Origin of the sequence: Emergencia sp. 1XD21-10, assembly GCF_009936045.1 — a bacterium.
GTDB lineage: Bacteria > Bacillota > Clostridia > Peptostreptococcales > Anaerovoracaceae > Senimuribacter > Senimuribacter intestinalis.
The window spans coordinates 55,214-78,154 of the sequence record NZ_QWEQ01000013.1 but is presented as its reverse complement, the minus strand read 5'-3'; the positions used below and the strand labels follow the sequence as shown (position 1 = coordinate 78,154).

The window sequence follows — 22,941 nt, the reverse complement described above, 5'->3', positions numbered from 1 at the left end:
CGTGAAACATCATTGATTTTTTTTCGTAAAACAGTAGCAAAATTGCAGCGAATCATATATAATGTCTATAGTACATTCTTTGCAGGAGGAAAAACATTGGGAAAAGCAATTGCAATATTTAATCAGAAGGGTGGCGTAGGTAAGACTACAACCAATATCAATTTAGGTGCAAGTTTGGCGCTGAAAGATAAGAAAATCCTAATGCTGGATATAGACCCGCAGGGAAATACTACCAGCGGAATCGGTATTTCTAAAAAGGATTTACCTTATACGGTATATGACCTGCTCATTGAAGATAACTTTGACACCCGCAAAGCGATTATTCATACGAATATAGAAAATCTGGATATTATTCCGGCCAGCATTGATTTAGTTGGTGCAGAAATTGAAATGGTAGCCCTGGAAGGCAGAGAAAGACGTCTGCGAAAAGCGATAGAGAAGGTTAAGGACTTCTATGACTATATCTTTATCGACTGCCCCCCATCGCTGGGACTTTTGACGATAAACTCGTTGACAGCTGTAGAAAGTGTGCTGATTCCAATTCAGTGTGAGTTTTATGCGCTGGAAGGTGTAAGTCAGCTGGTGAATACAATTGAACTTGTAAAAAAGAGCCTCAATACTTCCCTGGAAATTGAAGGAGTTATTTTAAGTATGTTCGACGGCAGAACAAATTTATCTATTCAGGTTGTACAGGAAGTAAAGAAGTATTTCGGCTCTAAAGTTTATTCAACAGTAATTCCTAGAAACATCAGACTGGCAGAAGCACCTAGTTTCGGTATGGCAATTACAGAGTATGACCCAAAATCTAAGGGAGCAGAAGCATATCGTGACTTTGCGGAAGAATTTCTGGAGTGGGAGGAAAATAAATAATGGCATCAGGAAAGACAAAGAACAGGGGACTGGGAAGAGGACTTGATGCGCTGTTTGCTGATCAGGCGCCAGTGGTGCAGCCAGAAGAGACTGTGAAAGCACCTACTATGGCAGATGAAGAAAACGCAGTAGTATATATTAATATTAATGATATCAAACCCAACGAAAATCAACCACGAAAGGTATTCAATGAGGAAAAAATCAGCGAGCTGTCTGATTCAATTTTAGAACATGGAATCATTCAGCCACTGGTAGTTAGAAAGAGCAGTACTGGGTATGAGATTGTTGCCGGTGAAAGAAGATGGCGAGCTGCCAGAAAAGCAGCACTGAAAGAAGTCCCATGTCTGATTCGTAAGTTTAACGATGAAGAGAATATGCTCATTGCAATTATAGAGAATATGCAGCGTGAAGATCTGAATCCGATTGAGGAAGCGGAAGGACTGAATCAGATGATTAAAACCTACGGCTTGACGCAGGAGGAAGTTTCCAAAAGTGTCAGCAAAAGCAGACCGTACATTACCAATGCGCTGCGTCTTTTAAAACTGCCGCCTCAGATTCAGGATTTGGTAACGGAAGGAAAAATTTCAACCGGACATGCAAGAGCGCTCATTTCGATAAGCGATAAAAAGTTGCAGGCAGAGCTTTGCAGAAAAATAATAGAAGAAGGACTGTCTGTTCGTAAGATAGAGCAGTTGGTACAGGCTGCGGGAAAACCAAAGAAGCGACCTGTAAAAAAAGTGAAGGGTGCAGATACGGTTCACGTAGAGAATGAACTAAAAAACATTTTCGGCACTAGAGTTTCCATCGAGCAAAAAGGGAAAAAAGGAAAGATTGAATTAGAGTATTATAGTGCGGAAGAATTAAATCGTTTAATAGAATTATTGAAATCTGTGGAATTATAATATTTGTTTCACATGAAACATCAAGGAAATGCCTCTTGAAGCAAGAGGCATTTTGCTATATCAGGATGAAGAGTATGATAGAATTTGAACATAGAATCAGAGTGTTGATGAAAGAGGCAGAGGAAGAACTGCGCAGCATAGGTATTAAACCTTCAAGTAAAATACTGGAAATTAAAGCGAACCACAGGGCCAAAAAGAGACTTGGCTGCTGCAAGGTAGAGAAAAAAGGTCTTGGACAGGTTTTCCGAATTGAGATTTCCACTGCGCTAGCAGATGCCAGAGATAAAGCTTTGAAGCAGGTCATCCTTCATGAGTTGCTCCACACCTGTCCAGGCTGCTTCAACCATGGAACAAAATGGAAAAAACTGGCTAAAATGGTGAATCAGACATACGGATACCACATACAAAGAATGAGCACCTCAGAAGAGCTGGGAATAACAACTCCGGCAGCGGAGCAAAGGGTTCATTATAAATATTGTATTCGCTGCAAAAGATGCGGTAGTACCAGCTATCGTATGAGAAAAAGCAGGGTCGTGGATGAACCGCAAAAATACCGGTGTGCAAAGTGCGGTGGTGCATTAGAGGTAGACCAAATTTAGAAAATGTGGTATACTATACTGTAAACCCTATGAGTAATCCCTAGGGAATTATCACAGAAACAACACGAAGAAAACCAGCTAATGTGATATATTAATGTATATTGCACTGGTTTTATGCGCTAAAAAGAGGGACGAGAAATGGCAAAAATTTTGTTTGAAAAAGAAATTTCATCTAAAATACCTTTACCTGTCTGCATTATTAACAGTAAAGGGAAAGTGGTAAGCGCCAATGAGCACATCGGAGATGTGTTTATTTATGACGGAATTGAAGATGCGGACTTTTTTGCCTTAACCGGAATAAAGACCTCTGATTTATATAGCAAGGTGGACGAGGGAACACACTTCTTTCTGGAAAGAAACGGGAAGCAATTTAAGCTGATTATCAGTAGAGAAAGTGGGGAAGAGGACGCGAACCTTTTGGTATTTTTCTATGATATAACCAACTTTGAGAATTTGAAAGATCGGTATAACGATGAACGCGTATGCGTGCTTAGAATCGTTATAGATAATTACGATGAGTTTGAGGCCAGCACTCTGCCAGAAATGCGGATGCGCATTACCGCTGCTGCCGATAGTGTGATTCGTCAGTGGGCTGCCAAAAACGAAGGCTCTATCAACAAACTGAACAATTCACAGTATGTCATGTACTGCCAGTATTCTCATTTAGAGAATATTATCGAAAATAAGTTTGGTATTTTGGACGAGATTAGACAGATTGAGACGGAAGCGGATTTTCCGATGAGTCTGAGTATCGGGGTAGGCGTTGGAGGAAAGAACCTGATTACCACAGAGGAATACTCCAGAGCCGCTATGGATCTTGCACGAGGACGCGGAGGCGATCAGGCTGTCATTAAACGTGTCAGCAAAATCGAGTATTATGGCGGGAAAATGCAGACTGTAGAGAAGGGAAACAAAGGAAAATCCAGAGTTATCGCCCATGCATTGAAACAGCTGATTGAGCAGTCAAAGAAAGTGATCATCATGGGTCATGTTCACCCGGATATGGACTGCTTTGGCTCGGCGCTGGGCATTCACAGACTGTGCGCTATGTGCGGCAGAACTGCATATATTCTTCTTGACGAAGTGATAGGATCTTTGCAGGAAATTTATGAGCAGGCTAAAGAAAGCGATAATTATATTTTTGTTAACAACAAAAAAGCTGAAAGCCTGGCTGATGAAGACACGCTGTTGATTATAGTAGATACCCATAGACCTAGTTATGTTGAAAACAGAAATTTGCTTACAATGACAGAGCGAATTGTGGTTATCGATCATCACAGAAAAGCAGAGGATTATGTGGAAAATCCGATTTTGTCCTATATTGAATCCTACGCTTCTTCAACAGCAGAGCTGGTCAGCGAGATTCTGCAGTATGCAGCGCCAAAGAAAACACTTATTAAGCTGGAGGCAGAAGCGCTCCTTGCAGGAATGACAATCGATACTAACCGCTTTGCTGTAAAGACCGGCGTCAGAACTTTTGAGGCTGCGGCATGGCTCAGACGATCCGGCGCAGACACTGCAGAAGTAAAGCGATTTTTCCAGACTGATCTGGAGGCATTTAAGATTCGTGCAAAGTGTATTGCAGCTGCGGACTTTCACGAAAAAGGCGTTGCAACCTCCATCTGTGAAGGCTGCAATGAAGATGCGCAGGTAGTAAATTCTCAGGTTGCAGATGAGCTTTTGACTATCAAGGACATTAAAGCTTCCTTTGTGGCAGGAAGAACTTCACAGGGAAAAACAGTAATAAGCGCCAGATCTTTGGGGGAAATCAACGTACAAGTAATTATGGAAAAACTGGGCGGGGGCGGACATCTAACCACGGCGGGTGCGCAGGTGGACGGCAGCCCTGAGGAAGTTATAGAGAAAGTGTTGGAATTACTAAAATAAAAGGAGAGATAAAGATGATTGTAATTTTAAATAGAGATGTAAAAGGTACTGGTAAAGCTGGTGATGTAGTAAAAGTCAGCGATGGATACGCAAGAAACATGCTGCTGCCGAAAGGGTATGCAACCGAGGCGACCGATGGCAATATCAGAAGTCTTGAGAAGCAGAAAGAACTGCTGGCACAGAAAAAGGCAGAAGAAAAAGCGGCGGCAGAAGAACTTGCAAAGAAGCTGGAAGATGTAACTGTTATTATCAAGACTAAGTCCGGTGAAGGCGGCAGACTTTTCGGCTCCATTACTTCCAAGGATATTGCTGACGAAACGAAAAAGCAGACCGGTCTTACCATCGATAAGAAAAAAATTCAGATGAAAAACCCAATTAAGAGTATTGGCAGATTTGAAATTGATGTGAAATTGTATCCGGAAGTATCCGGTAAGCTGACCGTTGAAGTAACCGACTAAAACTGATTGACTGATAGTATAGAGAGGAATCTACATGGTTGAGAAAATTCCACCCCATAATACGGAAGCGGAGAAGTCTGTTTTAGGCTCAGCCATGCTGAGCAAGGACGCGCTTTCCGATGTTATTGACCATATTACACCAGAGGATTTTTATGACGCAGCGCATAAAGAGATTTTCACTGTGATGATTGAGCTATTCAGAAATAATGTACCGGTGGACATTGTAACGGTCTGTGAGGAACTGCGCAAGAGAAAGTCGCTTGAAATGGTCGGCGGCAGAGTCTATATCGCCAGCTTGTCATCGGTTGCTCCTGCACCCAGCAGTGCTGCGGAGTATGCCAAGATTGTTTCTGAAAAAGCCTCTATGCGCAGACTGATTCAGACCGCTGAGGATATCAGAGAGAAAGGCTATGAAGAATCCATGGCGGCTTCTGATATTTTGGACTACGCTGAAAAGGGCATTTTTGAAATCGCCCAGAAAGGTCAGCGCAGCGATTTTGCGCCTATTAAAGAAGTTCTCATAGAAAATGTAGCGATGATAGACAGAGCAATACAGACGCAGGGACAGGTCATCGGACTTTCCACGGGATTTAAACGGCTGGATGAGCTGACAAGCGGGTTGCAGCGATCTGACCTTGTTATTATTGCGGCAAGACCTGCTATGGGAAAGACTGCCTTTGTTTTGAATATCGCCCAGAACGCAGCAGTAAAATCCGGTGCCAGCGTGCTGATTTTCAGTTTGGAAATGTCCAAAGAACAGCTTGGACAGAGACTTCTGGCTATGGAGTCCCGCGTAGAAATGCAGAAGTTGAAAACGGGAAGTCTGGAGCGAAACGACTGGGACAGAATTAATATGGCGCTGGACTCTTTGTCCAAAACCAATTTACATATTGACGATACACCAGGTATCAGTGTACTTGAAATGAAAAATAAGTGCCGAAGACTGAAATCTGAAAAGGGTCTGGATCTTGTCATTATCGACTATCTGCAGCTGATGAAGGCAGAGGGGAGAGCAGACAGCAGACAGCAGGAAATCAGTAATCTGTCCAGATATTTAAAATTGCTGGCAAGAGAGATGGATTGTCCTGTAATGGTACTTTCTCAGCTTTCCCGTGCACCGGAACAAAGACAGGATCATAGACCGATTCTGTCTGACCTGCGTGAATCCGGATCTATCGAACAGGACGCCGATATGGTTATGTTCCTGTATCGTGACGACTATTATAATAAGGAAAACTCAGAAAAACCGGGTGTCTGTGAGGTGAATCTTGCAAAACACAGAAGTGGGCCGACCGAAACCTTTGATTTGACTTGGGTGGCAAGATACACCAAGTTCAGTGATAAAGCGTAGTTTATAGTGATTTGTATCTGAAAGAGAGTTGCTTATGAAAATTACAGGGGATATGAAGGTTTGTGATGTTTTGAATCTTAACGAAGAGATGGAATTGATTTTTGAAGAGTATGGACTGCTTTGCACCGGTTGTCCCGGAGCAGTGCAGGAAACTTTGCATGAAGCGGCAGAGGGACATGGTCTTGACATAGAAGAATTGCTTTGCGCGCTGAATAAAGAAGCATAAGGGCGAGTATTTATGAACTTTATAAAAGAAAAAATCAAAGACTTTTTTCTGCTGGATACAAAAGTAGAAAATATTTTTATCAACGAATATATGCCATCCGCGCCCGGAGATTTTGTGAAGGTATATCTGTATGCGAGTATGTATGCAGAACACGGTCTTGAAATTACGGAAAAAGCGATAGCAAAACAGCTGGGACTTTCTGAGGAGAAAGTGCGGGAAGCCTGGGAATATTGGGAAGAGCGAGGCGTTATAAGAAAGCGTTACTTTGATACACAGGGCAACGTTAGCTTTATTGTGGAATTTCTCAGTCTGAAGGAGCAGCTGTATGGGAAAAACACTGCACCTGTACGGGGGGAAGCAAGCAGACCGAAAGGTGACAATGTCTTCGGAAATCCGGAAGTCAAAGTTATGTTTAAAGATATCGAGAAAGCTTTGGGACGGACTCTGGACTCTTCTGAGCTGGGTCAGATTATGAAATGGCTTACCGATTACGGCGCTAGCCCTGAGGTGGTTTTTACAGCAGTAAAATATTCTATCGACAAGAACAAGACCAGCATGCGGTATATCGAAAGTGTGGTAAAAGGATGGACCGAAGAAGGGCTTCAGTCCACAGATCAGATTAGCGAAAAACTGCAGGAGATGGACGAAAAATATTACCGCTACAGAAGAGTGCTTAAAGCTCTTGGTTTTACCAGAAATGCTACAGAAGCAGAAAAAGAAATGATGGATAACTGGTTTGAGCGTATGGGCTACTCTATGGACAGGGTGTTGGAAGCCTGTACAAAGACAGCCGGTATATCCAGTCCGAATTTTAACTATGTCAACAAGGTTTTAGAAAACTGGAGAGACGAAGCGCAGAGCAAAGGCGTGGATGTCAACACCAAGATTGTGGTGACTCAGGCAGTGCTCAACCAGTATTACGATTACTTGCGGGATAAGGCAGAGAAAGAGGCGGAAGAGAGAAAACAGGAAGTTTATCAGAAGCTGCCTAGAATTAAAGACATTGATGAGGAAATCCGCAGGATGGGATCCCAGCTTTCTAAGGCGCTGATTTTAGGCTCTTCAGAGAACGAGAGTAAGAAGATAAACAGCATTATGGACGAGCTGGCAGCAGAACGTGCAGTGGTGCTGACGGAAAACAATTTTGAGATGGATTACACCGACATAAAGTACGCTTGTGAGAAGTGCAGCGATACTGGAATGACAGATCTGGGAGAGCGTTGTTCTTGTATTAAGCAGCGTACGGAAGAGGCGGAAATATGGATAAAGAAAAAAAGTTTAGAAAAATAGTGGACGTTGCGGCAGGGATTATTACCTGGCATGACGAGGCGCAGATTCGCTTCGACAAATGGCTTGTTTCCTTTTGGCAGCTCATCATTAGCGGTGCAGCTGGCGTCGTGACGTTCCATGATCATACACAGGAACGAGTGGACAGGCTGTGGCTTATCATGAGATATCATACAGCCAGCGCCATTCACAGGAACCGGAAGAGCTTTATCGACCATAAAAAGAGTATTTTAAGCCACTTTGCAGGATTTGTGCTGGTAGCGGTTGCCATGGTAGCTATGTTCAACTATGCTACAGGTTTTCAGTATTCTTATAACGGCAAAGTACTGGGCTATGTAAAGAATCAGGAGGATGTCATTAAGATTCTGGATTTGGTCAGTGCCGAGCTGAGTAAAGAGTACGGGTCACAGATTCATATTGAAGCTGATGAAAACATCAGCTTCAAAAATGTGGTAGTTTTGGATAAGGATATTGATGACATTGACACGGTACTGAAGAGACTTACTTACATGACCGACATGGAAGCACAGGCTTACGGCATTTATATAGACGGACAGTGTTTTGTCATCTGCGAAAGCAAGGATGCTGCTAATGCTGCACTGCGCAATGTGCAGAAATCTTTCATGGACGGTGAAGGTGAGATAAAATATCTGCGTGTTGGTTTTAAAGAAAACGTAGAAATCAGGCAGATGGACACGAAGCTTGCTTATATCAGCGGCAAGAAGGAAGCCGTATCAAAGATTATGGACGGCGGTTCCAAGGAGAAGGTTTATGTAGTAAAGGCAGGCGACACTTATTCGGGAATTACCAGCAAGTTTGATACGACCTTTGAAGAACTAAAGGAAAACAATCCAAAATTGAAAGAGGATTCTCTTTTCCCAGGTGATGAAATCCTGATTTCTCAGGCAGTTCCAGCATTAACTGTAGTGACGGAAGAAGAAGCAACCTATGCGGAAAAGGTAAAATATAAGACAGAATATAGGGAAGATGATTCCCTGTACGAAAATGTGACTAAAGTGATTCAGAAAGGCGTCAACGGAAAACGAGTGGTGACGGCTAGAATCATCAGAGAAAACGGGGAAGAAGTCGGAAAAGAAGTTTTAAAGACGGAAACCATCAAAAAATCCGTAAAGAAAATCGTAATAAAAGGAACCAAGAAACTGCCGAAGACGGCACCGACAGGTACCTTTATTATGCCGGTATCTGGGTATACACTGACGTCGGAATTCGGATGGAGATGGGGACGTAATCATGACGGACTGGATTTGGCATGTCCGACAGGTACACCGATTCATGCTTCAGACGGAGGTACAGTGGTTTACGCAGGCTGGTATAGCGGCTACGGGCTATTTATAGAAATTGACCATGGCAGCGGAATGAGGACCAGATACGGACACTGCAGTGCAATTAATGTCAGCGTGGGTGACAAAGTATATCAGGGTCAGAAAATCGGAGAAGTAGGAAATACAGGAAACAGCTACGGATCTCATTGTCACTTTGAGATTGTAAAGAATGGTACTGCTGTAGATCCATTTAACTATTTATAAATACGCTGTTTTTTAAGAACACCAGCATGTACCTAAATGCAGGCGGCAAAGTCTTTTCGGGAAAATTTCGGATTTTCCGGCATATACTTACCAATAAAAGGAGGTCTGTGCGATGGAAAATCATGTGATTGAGCTGGAAAACAAGAGCCGGCTTATGGTGAGCGCAGTGACAGCGGTAGATGCATTTGATGAAGAAACAATTCTGGCTGATTTAGCAGATGAGGGACTAGTAATTTCCGGAAAAAATTTGCATATTGAAGTGCTGGATTTGGAAGAGGGGAAGTTAGTCGCCACAGGCGAGATTGAAGCGCTGACCTATACAAAGAAAAAAGCAAAGACAAAACTTTTTGACAGGTTTCGAAAATGACAGCGCTGATTCAGAGAGAACTGTTTCAGCTGCTGATTATGTTCGGCTGTGGAATTGGCATCATGATTACCTTTGAAGCGAGGAATTATTTGATGAAATGCTGCGGAAACAGACGGCGGGTTCAAATAGTTATCTACTTTGCTTTTTGGATATTTGCAGCGTTTCTGTTCTACAGGTTTTTGTATAGGGCGTCTCATGGCGTTGTGACTTTGTATGGGCTTGCGGCTATGCTAGGCGGCATATTCTTGTGGAAGAAAGGCATTTGTGGTATACTGAAAGAGAACTAAAAGTTGGGTACACAGGTATGAAGAAGAGGAAAAAAGGGAGAGTTAAGCAGTTTACGGAAGCAGAAATGCGAAAAGGTGAAACAGGCAAAGCCGAAACTGTCAGCACTGCCGGCACTGTCCGAAAGAAAAAAAGAGTAAAACTGAATCAAGGCAGATTAATCCTGACCGTTATAGTAGTGATACTAATAGCGGTCGTTGGAATGTCCATAAAAAATGTCTTTGATTTGAGGGCAGAGCAAAAAAGCCTGCAGGAAGAAAATCAAAATCTTTTGCAGCAGCAAGAAGCATTGGAAGCTGAACTTGAAAATGTAAACGATTTGGAATATATTGAAGAACAGGCGAGAATTCAGCTGCGCATGATTAAACCAGGAGAAATTTTATTTGTTTTAGATAAAGAACAGGACAAAGATGACAGCAATGGAAACGACGAAAAAGACAATTAAAGAGGCTATCATTGTAGAGGGCAGAGACGATACGGCGGCAATCAGGCGGGCAGTGTCAGCAATGACCATTGAAACGCACGGTTTCGGTATGCCGGATTCTATGTGGCCTCTCATCGAAAAGGCGTATAATGAACAGGGCATAATTATATTTACAGATCCGGATTATGCCGGCGAAAAAATTAGAAGAAAAGTGGCGGAGCGTTTTCCAGGCTGCAAGCAGGCCTTTCTGCCTAAGGGAAAGGCACTGAAGAAAGGCAATGTGGGCGTAGAAAATGCAAAACCTGAAGATATCATAGAAGCGCTGGAACACGCGCGCTGTACAGCGTCCGATTCTCAGCAGCTTTTTACCATGGAGGATTTGACTGCTTGCAGATTGGCGGGAACGCCGGAGGCTAAGGAGCGGAGAGAACAGCTTGGGAATCTTCTTTCCATTGGCTATGGAAATACGAAGACATTCCTGCGGAAACTGAACCAGTTTCACATTACAAAAGAGGAATTTTATCAGAGAGTAAAGGAACTTACATGAAATTATATGCACCCTCGACCATTCGAGAAATTAAGGATAAATACGGTTTTAAGCTGTCAAAAAGTCTTGGTCAGAATTTCTTGACTGACAAGAACATCATCGACAAGATTATTGAAGCCACGGAAATTACTGATGAGGATTTAGTCATCGAAATCGGGCCGGGAATTGGTGTTTTGACTGCAGAGGCGGCGCAGCTTGCGAAGAAGGTTGTCGCTGTTGAAATCGACAGGAATCTAATTCCGATTTTGCGGGATACGCTGAAGGAGTTTGACAACATTGAGATTATCAATAAAGATGTGCTGAAAGCGGATTTAAACGCAGTTATTGCAGCTTCAGGCTGTAAGAAAACGAAAATTATAGGCAATCTGCCTTACTATATTACCACGCCGATTATCATGGGGCTTTTGGAAAGCCATGTAGCGGCGGACAGCATTACCATCATGATGCAAAAGGAAGTGGCAGACAGAATCAAGGCTGGGCCAGGCACCAAGGCTTACGGCGCTTTATCTGCAGCGGTGCAGTATTACTGCACGGTGGTGACAGTGGCAACAGTACCAAAGGAAGTGTTCTTTCCTGCACCGAAGGTGGATTCAGCGGTGCTGCGTCTTGACCTTAGATTGGAAAAGCCGGTAGAACTTGTGGACGAGCAGTTGTTTTTCCGCTGCATTAAGGCGGGCTTTGGACAGCGAAGAAAGACCCTTTCTAACTCATTATCGCAATTAGGCGATTTTACAAAGGAAGAGATAAAAACGTGTCTGGCAGGCACTGGGATTGATGAAAAGAGACGGGCTGAGACTCTGTCATTGAGTGAATTTGCAGCGATTGCAAACCACCTGGCAAAAGGGAAATAAAGTGAGGGATAGTAACATGGAGAAATTGCAGCAATTTTATCAGAAAAGATTAAAAAACAGTTTTGCCTTCTGCGCAGTATGGGCTTTTGTACTTAACTTTGCCATAGAAACACTGGCAAGAAAAGGTCTTGGAGGTTTTGAGTTTTTACTGCACAGTCCGGTTGTATTCTTTTATAATACGCTGCTGATCTTTGCAACTTTGATTATTGCAACCCTTTTTAAACGAAGGGTATTTGTGGTAACGGTGGTCACCATCGTATGGATGGGAATCGGCATTACCAACGGTATTATTCTCATGCAGAGAATGACACCGTTTACAGTAAAGGATTTGAGCAATCTCGCCGACGGGGCAACGATTTTAACCAATTATTTCAGCAAAACCGAAATTATTCTTATTGCTGGCGGCATTTTGCTGGCGGCAACAGCGCTGCTGCTTCTTTGGATTAAGGGACCGAAGAAGAAAGAGCCAATACAATGGAAGAGGAATCTGACCGCTGCAGTTGTAGTCATTGCATTGACCTTTGTGATGACTTTTGGGCTGATTCGTATCGGAGTACTGAGTACTTTTTTTGGAAATCTGGCGTATGCCTATGAGGACTACGGTGTGCCGTACTGCTTTGTGAACACCTGGCTCAATACCGGAATTGCAAAGCCTGCAGGATACGATGAAAAAATGATTAAGGGCCTCTTTGATAAGGATCAGTACAATGAAGATGGTACCATGAAGCTGGTTGAAAGTGACGAGGATGAAAATCACCCGAATATTCTATTCCTTCAATTGGAATCTTTTGTGGATCCATCCATGTTTAAGCATATTGAGCTTTCAGCGGACGCGGTGCCGAACTTCCGCAGAATGAAGCAGAAATATACCACTGGCAAACTCACCGTTCCTGCCTGCGGCGCGGGAACTGCCAACACGGAATTTGAAGTGATGACCGGAATCAGCGTTAAGTTCTTTGGACCGGGCGAATATCCGTTTAAGTCCATTCTGAAAGAGAGGACCGGGGAGAGCCTTGCCTTTGACCTAAAATCCTTGGGCTATAAGACCCATGCGGTGCATAACCACAGAGCCCTTTTCTATAACAGAAATGATGTGTTTGCCAATATCGGTTACGACAGCTTTACTTCACTGGAATACATGAGTGACGTGCCGAAAACGCCGAAAAACTGGGCGAAGGATAGCATATTGACGGAACAAATTCTGGAAACCATGGAGCTGACTGAGGAAAGAGATTATATCTATACCATTTCCGTACAGGGACATGGAAAATATCCGACTGAGCAGATCATCAAGAATCCAAAAATCCAGGTCACGGATGCGCCGAATGAAGATATCAAATGGCAGTATGAGTACTATGTCAATCAGATTTATGAGATGGATTTGTTCATTAAGGAACTGACGGAAGCCCTTGAAGCTTATGATGAGGACGTAATTCTGGTTATGTACGGTGACCATATTCCGGCACTGGATATAACGGAAGATATTTATGCCGAGGACAATCTGTACCAAACGGAATATATCATGTGGAGCAATTTCCCGATGGAAAAAAGGGATAAAAATTTAGCGGCATATCAGCTTGCAGCAGAAGTTTTGAACCGGGTAGATATTCATACCGGAACTACTGTAAAGTATCATCAGACAAAAGACCATGATGCAGCAGATTATCTGGATAATCTGAAAGCGCTGGGGTATGATATGTACTATGGAAAAGGCTATATTTACGGCGGAGAAAATCCGTTTGAAAGGGCCAAAATGACTCTGGGTGTAAAGAAAATCAAAATTGATAAGGTAGTCAATATCGGTGGAAAGTATTACATTAAAGGACAGAACTTTACGGAATACAGCAAGGTAACCCTTAACGGAGAAACCTTGAGAACCATTTATCTTGGACCGAGTCTTCTGGGACTGCAGGAGGAAGTTGACCCTGCTGACGCAGAAAATATGAAGGTCAGCCAGATAGATAAGTCTAATAAAGAAATTATCAGTACTACAGAGTAAACGCGAACGGAGGAAAACCATGAAATCTTTGGAAACAGAACGACTGAACCTTAGAATGTTTACCCCTGAAGACGCAGAAGATGTGTATGCTTATGCGAGCAATCCTAACGTAGGACCGCCTGCAGGCTGGGCGCCTCATAAAAGCGTGGAAGATTCCAGAAAAATTATAGAGGAAATTTTTATGCCGCCTGAAGCTTGGGCGATTTGTATTAAAGGCGATGACAGAGTGGTCGGCGTTATTGCGCTGGAGCCAGATAATATCAGACCTGAGGCTAACAGCAGGGAACTGGGATATAATCTGGCGGAGGAACACTGGGGCAAAGGATATATGACAGAGGCGGCAAAGGAAGTGCTTCGTTTTGCCTTTGAGGAACTGGGACTGGATCAGGTTGGAATCTGTACCAGCAGAGTCAACAGGCGTTCTCAGCGTATTATTGAAAAGTGTGGCTTTACCTATGAGGGTACCATTCGCAGATACTATAAAATCTATGATGGAAGTCTGCGTGATTCGATGGTGTTTTCCATGCTGAGAGAAGAATTTTTTGCGGGAAAAGACAGCAAATAAGTCTGTATCACCTAATAAGAAGTTAAAAGAAAAGAGCGTGTATTGTCAGTGACTCACGCTCTTTATATACTTTAAATCGTATTTATGGCTGCAGACCCAGCTCTATGAACTTGTGAAGCTCTGAAAGGGAAATCTTCTGAAGTCTGCATTTTCCGATAGCTTCGGGAATAATCATGGTAATCTTGTCACCGCTGATTTTTTTGTCCATCAAGGCGAAACGGTATAAATCCTCGAGGGGATAATCGACAGACAAATCGAAGCCGAGATTGGTGAGAATTTCGGTCAGATCGCCGCTGATATCTACATTGGTGAGGCCTTGCCTGAAAGCAGCTTTCGCTTCTACGACCATGCCTTTTGCGATGGCTTTTCCGTGAGGTATGGAAAAAGCACTGAGTTTCTCAAGACCGTGCCCGATAGTATGACCGAAGTTTAGAATCTGGCGCAGACCCATGTCCCGTTCATCAGCTTCGACAACGGATTTTTTGATAGAAACGCAGCGTTCAATGACGTATTCGTAATCTTGTGCTTTAATATGTTCAATCAGAGATGACTCTGCGACGACAGCGCATTTAATGGCTTCCGCAACACCATCCTGTAGTTTGGAAGGCGGCAGACTGTCAAAGGTTTTGTAGTCGCACAGTACCAGGGAAGGCTGCCAGATAGCACCGACCAGATTTTTTCCGGAGAGCAGATTGATGCCCGTTTTGCCGCCGACAGCAGCATCTATAGCAGACATATAAGTGGTCGGGATTTGAATGTACGGAATGCCGCGCATATAGGTGGCAGCAACAAAGCCTGCCATATCGCCGACAACGCCGCCGCCGAGGGCGATAATGCCGTCGGAGCGGTTGAGACTTTCGTCCGCCATAGCTTCCAGGATATTGGAGTAAGTGTTCAAATTCTTGGAATGTTCGCCTGCAGGAAAAACTACTTTGGAGGTGCGGTATCCGTGCTCCATTAATGATGTCATGATGACCTGGGAATAAATACTGTTGACCGTGCTGTCTGTAATAATGCAAAGATGGCAAGGAGGAATACAAGTGCTGATATAAGCACCTGCGTCCTTGAGTAAAGCTTCGCCGATTAAGACTTCGTAAGGATTTTCAGTTGAAATAAGAAATTTTTTCATTTTGTAGAGCTCCTGCCGCAACGGCTGTTATTGATAATATATAGTCCCATATGTTATACTATAAACGATTGTAACATATTTTTCAGTTTTTTGCAAAAACCATATACAAGAGGTGAGTAAAATTAAGAAATTCATAGGCAGATGTATTTTTGCAGTCATCGCCCTTGGCTGCATCATCGGAATTGCCAGTATGACTATAAATAACCATATCGTAAAATCGCAGAAGGATAATATCCTGTGCGCCGTTACTGAGGAGGAGCCTGTGCTTGCTTCTTCGGATATCGAGAGACTTAAGGATAAAGGCGCAGACTGCATTTTAGTGCTGGGCGCGGGAATTAAAGATGACGAAACGCCGACGCCGATGTTAAAGGACAGACTGGACTTGGGCATTATGCTTTACCAGGAGGGCGTTGCGCCGAAGATTCTTCTTTCCGGCGACAACGGAACGGAAAGTCATAATGAGATTCATGTCATGCTGAATTATGTAAAGAAAGCCGGTGTGCCGGAAGAAGACATTTTCTGTGACCATGCGGGATTTTCCACTTATGACTCCATGTACCGGGCAAAGGACATTTTTTCGGCACAAACTATCATTGTAGTGACCCAGACCTATCATGAATACAGAGCACTGTATATCGGTGATGAACTGGGGCTGGATGTATTTGGCGCTGCTTCAGATCAGTTTACTTATGCGGGGCAGCCTATGAGAGAGATTAGGGAAGTTATGGCACGAGTGAAGGATTACTTTAAGGTTATGGGGAAACCGGAATCGGTGCTGGGGGGAGAAGTGATTCCAATCAGCGGCAGCGGTATCATATCACACGGAGAGTAGAGAAATGGACTATCAGCTATACGAAATTTTACTTTTGTTTTCAATTTACAGCATTGCGGGATGGATTTTTGAAGTGTTTCTGTTTGCGCTGCAAAACAAAGGCTTTCAGAATAGGGGAGTTTGCTACGGACCTTATTTGAGCGCTTTTGGCTTTGGTGCCCTGGGAATTCTATATGGAAATGCTTTTCTTGAAGAGAATTTTACGCTGAATCCGGCGGTCTCTTTTATCAGCATTTTCGTTTTGGGAATTGCTGTGGGGCTTGTAATGTGGCTTTTGAGCGCCCTTGTGATTAATGGATTTTGCGGTGCAAAGGTGATTCACTTAAAATGGTACTATCCAATTTTGGCAGGTTTCGGTGCATGGATATTGATTTTGCAATTGAATCCGCTGCTGGTGGTGTTCATAAAACGGCTGCCGTCTTGGATTCATATGGTATTTTTGCTAGTTTATTGGGTGAGATATTTTCCGGAATTGGTAGATGGTATCATGGAAATGAAAAAATTTAAAAAAACACACACATTGCATAGACACGCGGAATAAGATAATGGAGGAGATAAAATCCTCCATTATTTTTTTTGCGGGGTGAAACGGATGATATATCTTGACAATGGAGCAACGTCATTTCCCAAACCAAAGGGTATGACCTATATAATGGAAGACTGCATGCTGCATTATTGCGGAAATCCAGGCAGGTCAGGTCATGCTATGTCCATGAAGACAGGGGAAAAGATTTATGAGGCAAGAAAACAGGTGGCAAAGCTTTTTAGTATTAAAAATCCAGGCAGACTGTTATTTACAAAAAATACCACGGAGAGTTTGAATCTGGCAATGTACGGATTCTTGCGCAATGGGGATCACGTTGTCACCACCTCCATGGAACATAACTCAGTGCTGAGACCTTTGAAGGCGCTGGAAGATAGAGGGGTGCAGCACTCCATTGTATGTGGAAATATAGAGGGGTGTGTGAGCGGGCAGGCGATAGGAAATGCCATCACAGAAAAGACGAGACTTATTGTGATGACGGCGGCATCCAACGTGACAGGAAGTATCATGCCAATCAAAGAGGTTGCCGGGATTGCCAAAGAAAAAGGAATTCCGCTGCTTTTGGACGCTGCCCAGGCTGCGGGCTGTATGCCTTTGAACGTGGAGGAACTGGGAATTTCCATGATGGCTTTTCCGGGACACAAAGGATTGCTTGGACCTCTTGGCACCGGATGTCTTTATGTTTCCGAGGAAATAGAACTGCAGCCGCTGCTTTACGGAGGAACCGGAACAGAATCAAGAAGCAGACTGCAGCCTGCGGATTTTCCGGAAGGCTTTGAAGCAGGCACTGTCAATGCACCGGGAATCATAGGGCTGGGCTATGCGGCATCAGTAGTGGAAAAAGTGGGAATTCACGCGATTGCGTACCATGAAAGACAGCTGATTTGTCAATTTGACAATGCGATTCGCAATATGAATTGTGTAGATTTATATGGGCCGGTGTCGGAGCAGAAGACAGGAATCAGCTTGTTCAATATTCGCGGCATTGAGTGTGAGGAAGTTGCAGACAGACTGAACAGAGAGTTTGGAATTGCAGTCAGAAGCGGCTATCACTGTGCAGGCCTTGCGCACAGAACGATTGGAACTTGGGATACCGGTGCCGTTCGACTTAGTGTTGGACCATTCAACACGGGAAAGGACATCAAAAGGGCCGTTGATGCAGTTTGGAAAATATCACAGAAAAAATAAGTTTTTTTATGTGAACTTTGTGCGAATTTTACTGAAAGAACGGTTGATTTCATTGACAATAGACACTCTGCCATATATAATTTTAAGTTGTGGCTGAGTGTCGTTTTTTGAGACAAAGCCTTAAAATTTGGGTATAAGAAAGGGAAAAACATGTCGAGATTTAGCGTTAAAAAGCCATTTACGGTTTTTGTTGCAGTCATCCTTATTTTAATGACGGGAATCGTATCATATACGAAGATGACGCCAGATTTGTTTCCGGATATCGATATGCCGTATGTAGTGGTTGTAACGCCGTATCCGGGTGCGACACCGGAAAAGGTGGAAACCGGAGTAACCAGACCTATGGAGCAGAGTCTGGCAACTTTGACGGATATAAAAAGTGTACAATCTGTTTCCAATGCTAACTATGCTATGGTAGTTCTGGAATTTGAAAATAGTGTGAATATGGATACTGTTTCTTCAGATATTTTACAGAAAATCAATCTGGTGGAGGGTAGCTTTGATGATGGGGTAGGTTCTACCACGATTATGAAAATTAATCCCAACATGATTCCAGTCAGTGTTGCTGCAGTAGATTATGAAGGAAAAGAAAGAGCGGAGTTATCCGCTTTTGTCAGTGATACGCTTTTGAATAGATTAGAGGGAACTGCTGGTGTTGCAAGCATAAATTCCTCCGGGATTCTGGAAGAAAAAGTAAACGTTGTCATCAGTCAGGACAAGATTGACAAACTGAACAACAAGATCTTAGCGTCAGTCAACAGTCAGCTTGCCGATGCCCAGAACCAGCTGGACAGCCAGAAGGCTAAGGTGACCGACGGCAAGAAAAAGCTGGAAGAGGGAAAGAACCAGATTGCCGAAGGTAAGGAAGAACTTAAAAAGGCAAAAGAACAGCTGGAAGCAGGCAAGGATTTTCTGCCGGAGGGCGAGTATGAAAAGCAGACGGCTGCCCTTAAAACGGCGGAAGCGGAGCTTGCAAAGAATGAAAAACAGCTTGAAAAGACAAGTTCGCAGCTTTCCGAAGCGGATAAGCAGTTAAAATCTGCACAGGTGCAGCTGGATTCTCAGTCCAGCAAAGCGCGAGAAAGCGCCAATATCGGAGATAAAATTACGACTGATATGATTTCCGGCATTTTGCAAGCGCAGAACTTTTCCATGCCGGCTGGCTATATCGTGGAAAATGGGAATAATGTGCTGCTCAGCGTAGGCGATCAAATAACCACAGAGAAGCAGGCAAAGAATCTGTTCCTCTTTGATTCCGGTGTGGACAGCGTAGGAAAGGTTTACGTCAAGGATGTTGCTGATGTATTCATCAGCGATAACAGCGAGGACCTTTATGCAAAGATTAATGGGGAAGATGGCATTGTGCTGACTTTCTCAAAACAGTCGAATTTTGCGACGGCGGAGACCTGTGAAAATCTGCAGGAAAAGTTTGATCAGCTTGCCGAGGAATACGAAGGTCTGCATTTTACAACGCTGATGGATCAGGGTGATTACATAAAGCTGGTTGTAACTTCCATCTTGAGCAGTTTGCTTTGGGGTGCGCTCTTTGCGATTATCGTGTTGTTCCTGTTCCTCCGAGGAATCAAGCCGACGTTGATTACGCTCTGCAGCATTCCAATCAGTATCATATTTGCTATACTTTTAATGTATTTCTCCGGCATTTCCATCAACCTGATTTCTATGTCAGGGCTTGCAGTGTCTGTAGGAATGCTGGTCGACAACTCCGTTGTTGTGATTGAAAATATCGTTCGTCTGCGGCGGCAGGGGGTTCCTGCTCCAAAGGCAGCAGTGGCAGGTGCAAAACAGGTGGGTGCTGCTATTACGGCGTCAACGTTGACAACGGTCTGTGTATTTGTGCCGATTATCTTTACGGATGGACTTACTAAACAGCTATTTACCGATATGGCGCTGACAGTGACATATACCTTGGCAGCTAGTTTGATTATTGCACTGACTTTAGTACCGGCTATGGCCTCTAAATTACTGGTAAAGACCAGAGAAACGGAAGGGAATTTTTTCCTTGCAGTTCTGGAAAAATATAAGCAGTCCGTTACCTTTGTGCTGCGTCATAAGTTACCGGTACTTCTTCTTGCAGTAGTACTTTTGGCAGGTAGTGTATATATGAGCCTGTCAAAAGGATTTATATTCATGCCGGAGATGAGTTCGCCGCAGATTCAGGCAACGGTAACAATGCCGAAGGGCAGCACCTTAGAGGAAACCAAAGAACAGGCAGACGAGGCTATCAAGCGGATTCAGAACGTGAATGGCGTAGAAACGGTTGGCGCAATGATGGGCGGCGGCAGCATGATGGGAGATTCCTCCTCAGAGCAGTCCGTATCCTTGTATATTATGCTGGAGGCGGAAAGTGAGACCGGCAGCAGTGCCATTGCAGCAGAAATTAACAGCCTTTGCGAAGATATGGAAGCAGAGGTTACTGCCTCTGGCTCTTCCATGGGCGACTTTACCACTGCCATGGGTGGCGCAGGGGTTTCCATCAAAGTCTACAGCGGTGATCTTGACAATCTGCAGGAAGCGGCTCACGGAATCACTGACGTTTTGGAAACTGTTGAAGGAATCGACGAAGTTGAAAGCGGTGTGCAGGAATCTGACAAAGAGTACCACTTTACAGTAAAGAAAACTGCTGCAATGAAGGAAGGTCTTACAGTTGCGCAGGTTTACGCGGCTATCGTGGATGCTATGACCTATGAGGATACGGCAACTACTGTGACATGGCAGGACGACAATTATGACGTGATTGTTTCTTCTGAGCAGAAAAGCCAGCTGACAACAAAGGATATCAGAAATCTGACTCTAACGGTGACTGACAGCACAGGCGCTGAGAAGGAAGTGAAGCTTTCCGATATTGCGGATTTGACAGAAAAGGAAACCCTGAAAGCAATCAATCGAGACAATCAGAGCAGATTCTTAACGGTATCGGCAAGCTTGCAGGACGGCTACAATATCACGAAGGTGACGGACGCGGCGAAGCAGGCTGTAGCAGATTACAAGCTGCCGGAAGGAGCAACTATCGAGTTTGACGGTGAAAACGAAGAAATCATGGATGCTATGAGTGATTTAGTGCTTATGTTGCTTCTGGGAATTGTCTTCGTATACCTGATTATGGTGGCGCAGTTCCAGTCACTGAAATCACCGTTTATCATTATGTTCACCATTCCGCTGGCATTTACGGGAGGTCTATTGGCACTGCTGATTTTCGGCAAGGAAATCAGTGTCATCGCCATGATTGGTATGGTTATGCTGACGGGTATTATCGTAAATAACGGCATTGTGCTGGTGGACTACATCAATCAATTGCGTGCAGGTGGTGCTTCCAAGAGAGATGCCATCGTCAAAGCGGGTATGACTCGTATGCGCCCGATTCTCATGACATCGCTGACTACGATTTTGGGCTTGATTGTCATGGCATTTGGAAATTCAACAGGAACTGATATGATGCAGCCGGTAGCCCTTGTTTGTATCGGCGGACTTGTTTATGCAACTTTAACAACGCTGTATATTGTGCCAGCGATTTATGATATAATGAACAGAGAAAATTATAAATACATTTCAGATGAAGATCTGGATATCAGCAATATTAATTAAGTAGGAGGTCATACGTGAAGTTATTTGACAACAAAGTACAGGAAACAAAGTACAAGGTACTTCGTGAGGTAGCAGTACAGACATGGAAAGGAAATGACGTGTTTGCAGAGTTTAACGAAGTTGCCAGCAAAATTATTCCAAAGGATGAGCCGCCGCAGCGTTGCTGCATTTACAAGGATAGGGCAGTCGTTGCGGAGCGTATGCGTCTTGCCATCGGCGGCAGCAGAAAGAATTCTAATGTGGTGCAGGTAATTGATATTGCCTGCGATGAATGTCCGGAAGCAGGATACGTTGTAACTGACCTGTGCAGAGGCTGTCTTGCTCACGGGTGTATTGAAGCTTGTAAGTTAAAGGCAATCACTATCGATGAAAATCATCATGCCAAAATTGATAAGACCAAGTGCGTTGACTGCGGGCGCTGCGCTACAGCTTGTAAATACAGCGCGATTCATAATTTCCAGAGACCGTGTGAGATTGCCTGCAAAGTAGGTGCAATTTCTATGGGTCCGGGAGGAGAAGCTTCTATCGATTACGAAAAATGCATCAGCTGCGGTTCCTGCGTTTACCACTGCCCGTTTGGCGCAACGGTTGATGTGTCCAGCATTGTGGATGTTATCAACTGTCTGAAGGAAAGCACCAGAAAGGATTCCAATAATCCAACGGTTGCAATCGTAGCACCGTCCATCGGCAGCCAGTTTTTATATGCAAAATTGGGACAAGTGATTACCGGAATTCATAAGCTGGGTTTCGCGGAAGTGCTGGAAGTTGCGCTGGGTGCGGACATGGTATCCATTAAAGAGGGACAGGAACTTGTAGAAAAGGGATTTCTGACATCTTCCTGCTGCCCTGCTTTTGTAAAATACATAGAAACTAAGTTCCCGGATATGGTGGACAAGATTTCTCATAACTATTCGCCGATGGCAGAGCTTGCAAAGTTCTTAAAGGAAGGGCATCCGGAATATACCATCGTATTTATCGGTCCTTGTATCGCAAAGAAATCTGAGGTCAGAAAACCGGAAATCAGCAAATATGTAGATTATGCTATTACCTTTGAGGAACTGCAGGCGCTCTTCGACAGTAAGAATATTATCCTGAAGGAGCAGGAAGAGACCGAATGGAATCAGGCGACTTACTACGGCAGAATCTTTGCGAGAAGCGGCGGTCTTGCTGAGGCTGTAACTCAGGCACTGAAAGAACTGGATGTGCAGGACTTTGAATTTAATCCGATTTCCTGCTCTGGCATCGAGGAGTGCAGAAAGGCGTTAATGCGCGCAAGCAAGGGACTTCTGCCGAATAACTTTATCGAAGGTATGGCTTGTGTCGGCGGCTGCGTTGGCGGAAGCGGAAACATGATTCGCTACGAAGACGCACCAGAGGAATTTGAAGATCACACTGAAGAGGCAACCGCTGTAAAGATTAAGCCAAACTTGAGAAAGACCATTAATATTCTGTAGGCTTTGGGTGGCGCGCGAACTGGCGA

22 protein-coding genes are annotated in these 22,941 nt (G+C 43.9%); 21 read left to right on the top strand and 1 reads right to left on the bottom strand.

All coding sequences use genetic code 11. The annotated features are described in order from the left end of the window. Positions 1-96: 96 nt before the first annotated feature. The 16 genes from D1151_RS09800 to D1151_RS09725 all read left to right on the top strand — a co-directional run bounded on the left by D1151_RS09800 (position 97) and on the right by D1151_RS09725 (position 14,165). Positions 97-870: a ParA family protein gene (locus D1151_RS09800; RefSeq protein WP_160200997.1), complete on the top strand. Its 774-nt coding sequence runs from the start codon at positions 97-99 to the stop codon at positions 868-870. Beyond that, a complete protein-coding gene (locus tag D1151_RS09795) occupies positions 870-1,772 on the top strand; it encodes a ParB/RepB/Spo0J family partition protein (protein ID WP_161908782.1) in 903 nt (300 codons plus the stop codon). Before D1151_RS09800 ends, D1151_RS09795 begins: the two co-directional genes overlap by 1 nt. A 74-nt stretch (positions 1,773-1,846) precedes the next feature. Then, the gene (locus D1151_RS09790; protein ID WP_160200995.1) at positions 1,847-2,371 is read left to right on the top strand and encodes a SprT-like domain-containing protein; all 525 of its coding nucleotides are present in this window, start codon (positions 1,847-1,849) and stop codon (positions 2,369-2,371) included. A gap of 138 nt (positions 2,372-2,509) precedes the next feature. Then, positions 2,510-4,258: a DHH family phosphoesterase gene (locus D1151_RS09785; protein WP_161908781.1), complete on the top strand. Its 1,749-nt coding sequence runs from the start codon at positions 2,510-2,512 to the stop codon at positions 4,256-4,258. 14 nt (positions 4,259-4,272) lie between these two features. Continuing rightward, positions 4,273-4,716, top strand: coding sequence for a 50S ribosomal protein L9 (rplI, locus tag D1151_RS09780; RefSeq protein WP_160200993.1), 444 nt, complete (start codon positions 4,273-4,275; stop codon positions 4,714-4,716). Between the two features lie 34 nt (positions 4,717-4,750). Then, positions 4,751-6,067 (top strand): replicative DNA helicase, encoded by a 1,317-nt coding sequence (dnaB, locus tag D1151_RS09775; RefSeq protein WP_160200992.1) that lies wholly within the window; start codon positions 4,751-4,753, stop codon positions 6,065-6,067. Positions 6,068-6,101: 34 nt separating this feature from the next. Continuing rightward, positions 6,102-6,293 (top strand): DUF1858 domain-containing protein, encoded by a 192-nt coding sequence (locus D1151_RS09770; protein WP_160200991.1) that lies wholly within the window; start codon positions 6,102-6,104, stop codon positions 6,291-6,293. A gap of 12 nt (positions 6,294-6,305) precedes the next feature. Next, complete coding sequence (locus D1151_RS09765; RefSeq protein WP_160200990.1) at positions 6,306-7,583, top strand: DnaD domain protein; 1,278 nt, start codon at positions 6,306-6,308, stop codon at positions 7,581-7,583. Next, positions 7,553-9,127: a peptidoglycan DD-metalloendopeptidase family protein gene (locus D1151_RS09760; RefSeq protein ID WP_160200989.1), complete on the top strand. Its 1,575-nt coding sequence runs from the start codon at positions 7,553-7,555 to the stop codon at positions 9,125-9,127. The genes D1151_RS09765 and D1151_RS09760 overlap by 31 nt, the downstream gene beginning before the upstream one ends. Positions 9,128-9,239: 112 nt before the next feature. Then, entirely contained in the window at positions 9,240-9,494 is a 255-nt protein-coding gene (locus D1151_RS09755; RefSeq protein ID WP_160200988.1) for a YabP/YqfC family sporulation protein, read from the top strand. Further along, positions 9,491-9,781 carry a spore cortex biosynthesis protein YabQ gene (yabQ, locus tag D1151_RS09750; protein WP_161908780.1) on the top strand — a complete coding sequence of 97 codons (291 nt, stop codon included), beginning with the start codon at positions 9,491-9,493 and terminating at the stop codon, positions 9,779-9,781. Before D1151_RS09755 ends, yabQ begins: the two co-directional genes overlap by 4 nt. Before the next feature lie 17 nt (positions 9,782-9,798). Beyond that, the gene (locus tag D1151_RS09745; RefSeq protein ID WP_161908779.1) at positions 9,799-10,224 is read left to right on the top strand and encodes a septum formation initiator family protein; all 426 of its coding nucleotides are present in this window, start codon (positions 9,799-9,801) and stop codon (positions 10,222-10,224) included. Next, positions 10,199-10,750, top strand: a complete 552-nt coding sequence (gene rnmV, locus D1151_RS09740; RefSeq protein WP_160200985.1) for a ribonuclease M5 — start codon at positions 10,199-10,201, stop codon at positions 10,748-10,750. The genes D1151_RS09745 and rnmV overlap by 26 nt, the downstream gene beginning before the upstream one ends. Then, the gene (gene rsmA, locus D1151_RS09735; protein WP_160200984.1) at positions 10,747-11,601 is read left to right on the top strand and encodes a 16S rRNA (adenine(1518)-N(6)/adenine(1519)-N(6))-dimethyltransferase RsmA; all 855 of its coding nucleotides are present in this window, start codon (positions 10,747-10,749) and stop codon (positions 11,599-11,601) included. The genes rnmV and rsmA overlap by 4 nt, the downstream gene beginning before the upstream one ends. Positions 11,602-11,617: 16 nt before the next feature. Then, entirely contained in the window at positions 11,618-13,600 is a 1,983-nt protein-coding gene (locus D1151_RS09730; RefSeq protein ID WP_160200983.1) for an LTA synthase family protein, read from the top strand. A 19-nt stretch (positions 13,601-13,619) separates the two neighbouring features. Further along, complete coding sequence (locus D1151_RS09725) at positions 13,620-14,165, top strand: GNAT family N-acetyltransferase (RefSeq protein ID WP_160200982.1); 546 nt, start codon at positions 13,620-13,622, stop codon at positions 14,163-14,165. Positions 14,166-14,247: 82 nt separating this feature from the next. Here the strand turns inward: D1151_RS09725 and aroB are convergent, their stop codons facing one another. Then, complete coding sequence (gene aroB / locus D1151_RS09720) at positions 14,248-15,294, bottom strand: 3-dehydroquinate synthase (protein ID WP_161908778.1); 1,047 nt, start codon at positions 15,292-15,294, stop codon at positions 14,248-14,250. A 112-nt stretch (positions 15,295-15,406) separates the two neighbouring features. Here aroB and D1151_RS09715 point away from each other — a divergent pair, with 112 nt between their 5' ends. The 5 genes from D1151_RS09715 to D1151_RS09695 all read left to right on the top strand — a co-directional run bounded on the left by D1151_RS09715 (position 15,407) and on the right by D1151_RS09695 (position 22,915). Further along, complete coding sequence (locus D1151_RS09715; protein ID WP_160200980.1) at positions 15,407-16,126, top strand: ElyC/SanA/YdcF family protein; 720 nt, start codon at positions 15,407-15,409, stop codon at positions 16,124-16,126. A 4-nt stretch (positions 16,127-16,130) separates the two neighbouring features. Further along, a complete protein-coding gene (locus D1151_RS09710; RefSeq protein WP_161908777.1) occupies positions 16,131-16,667 on the top strand; it encodes a hypothetical protein in 537 nt (178 codons plus the stop codon). Between the two features lie 51 nt (positions 16,668-16,718). Further along, positions 16,719-17,858, top strand: coding sequence for an aminotransferase class V-fold PLP-dependent enzyme (locus tag D1151_RS09705; protein ID WP_160200978.1), 1,140 nt, complete (start codon positions 16,719-16,721; stop codon positions 17,856-17,858). A 150-nt stretch (positions 17,859-18,008) separates the two neighbouring features. Continuing rightward, positions 18,009-21,461 (top strand): efflux RND transporter permease subunit, encoded by a 3,453-nt coding sequence (locus D1151_RS09700; RefSeq protein ID WP_161908776.1) that lies wholly within the window; start codon positions 18,009-18,011, stop codon positions 21,459-21,461. A gap of 14 nt (positions 21,462-21,475) precedes the next feature. Beyond that, positions 21,476-22,915: a monomeric [FeFe] hydrogenase gene (locus tag D1151_RS09695; RefSeq protein WP_161908775.1), complete on the top strand. Its 1,440-nt coding sequence runs from the start codon at positions 21,476-21,478 to the stop codon at positions 22,913-22,915. The last annotated feature ends 26 nt before the right edge of the window (positions 22,916-22,941 follow it).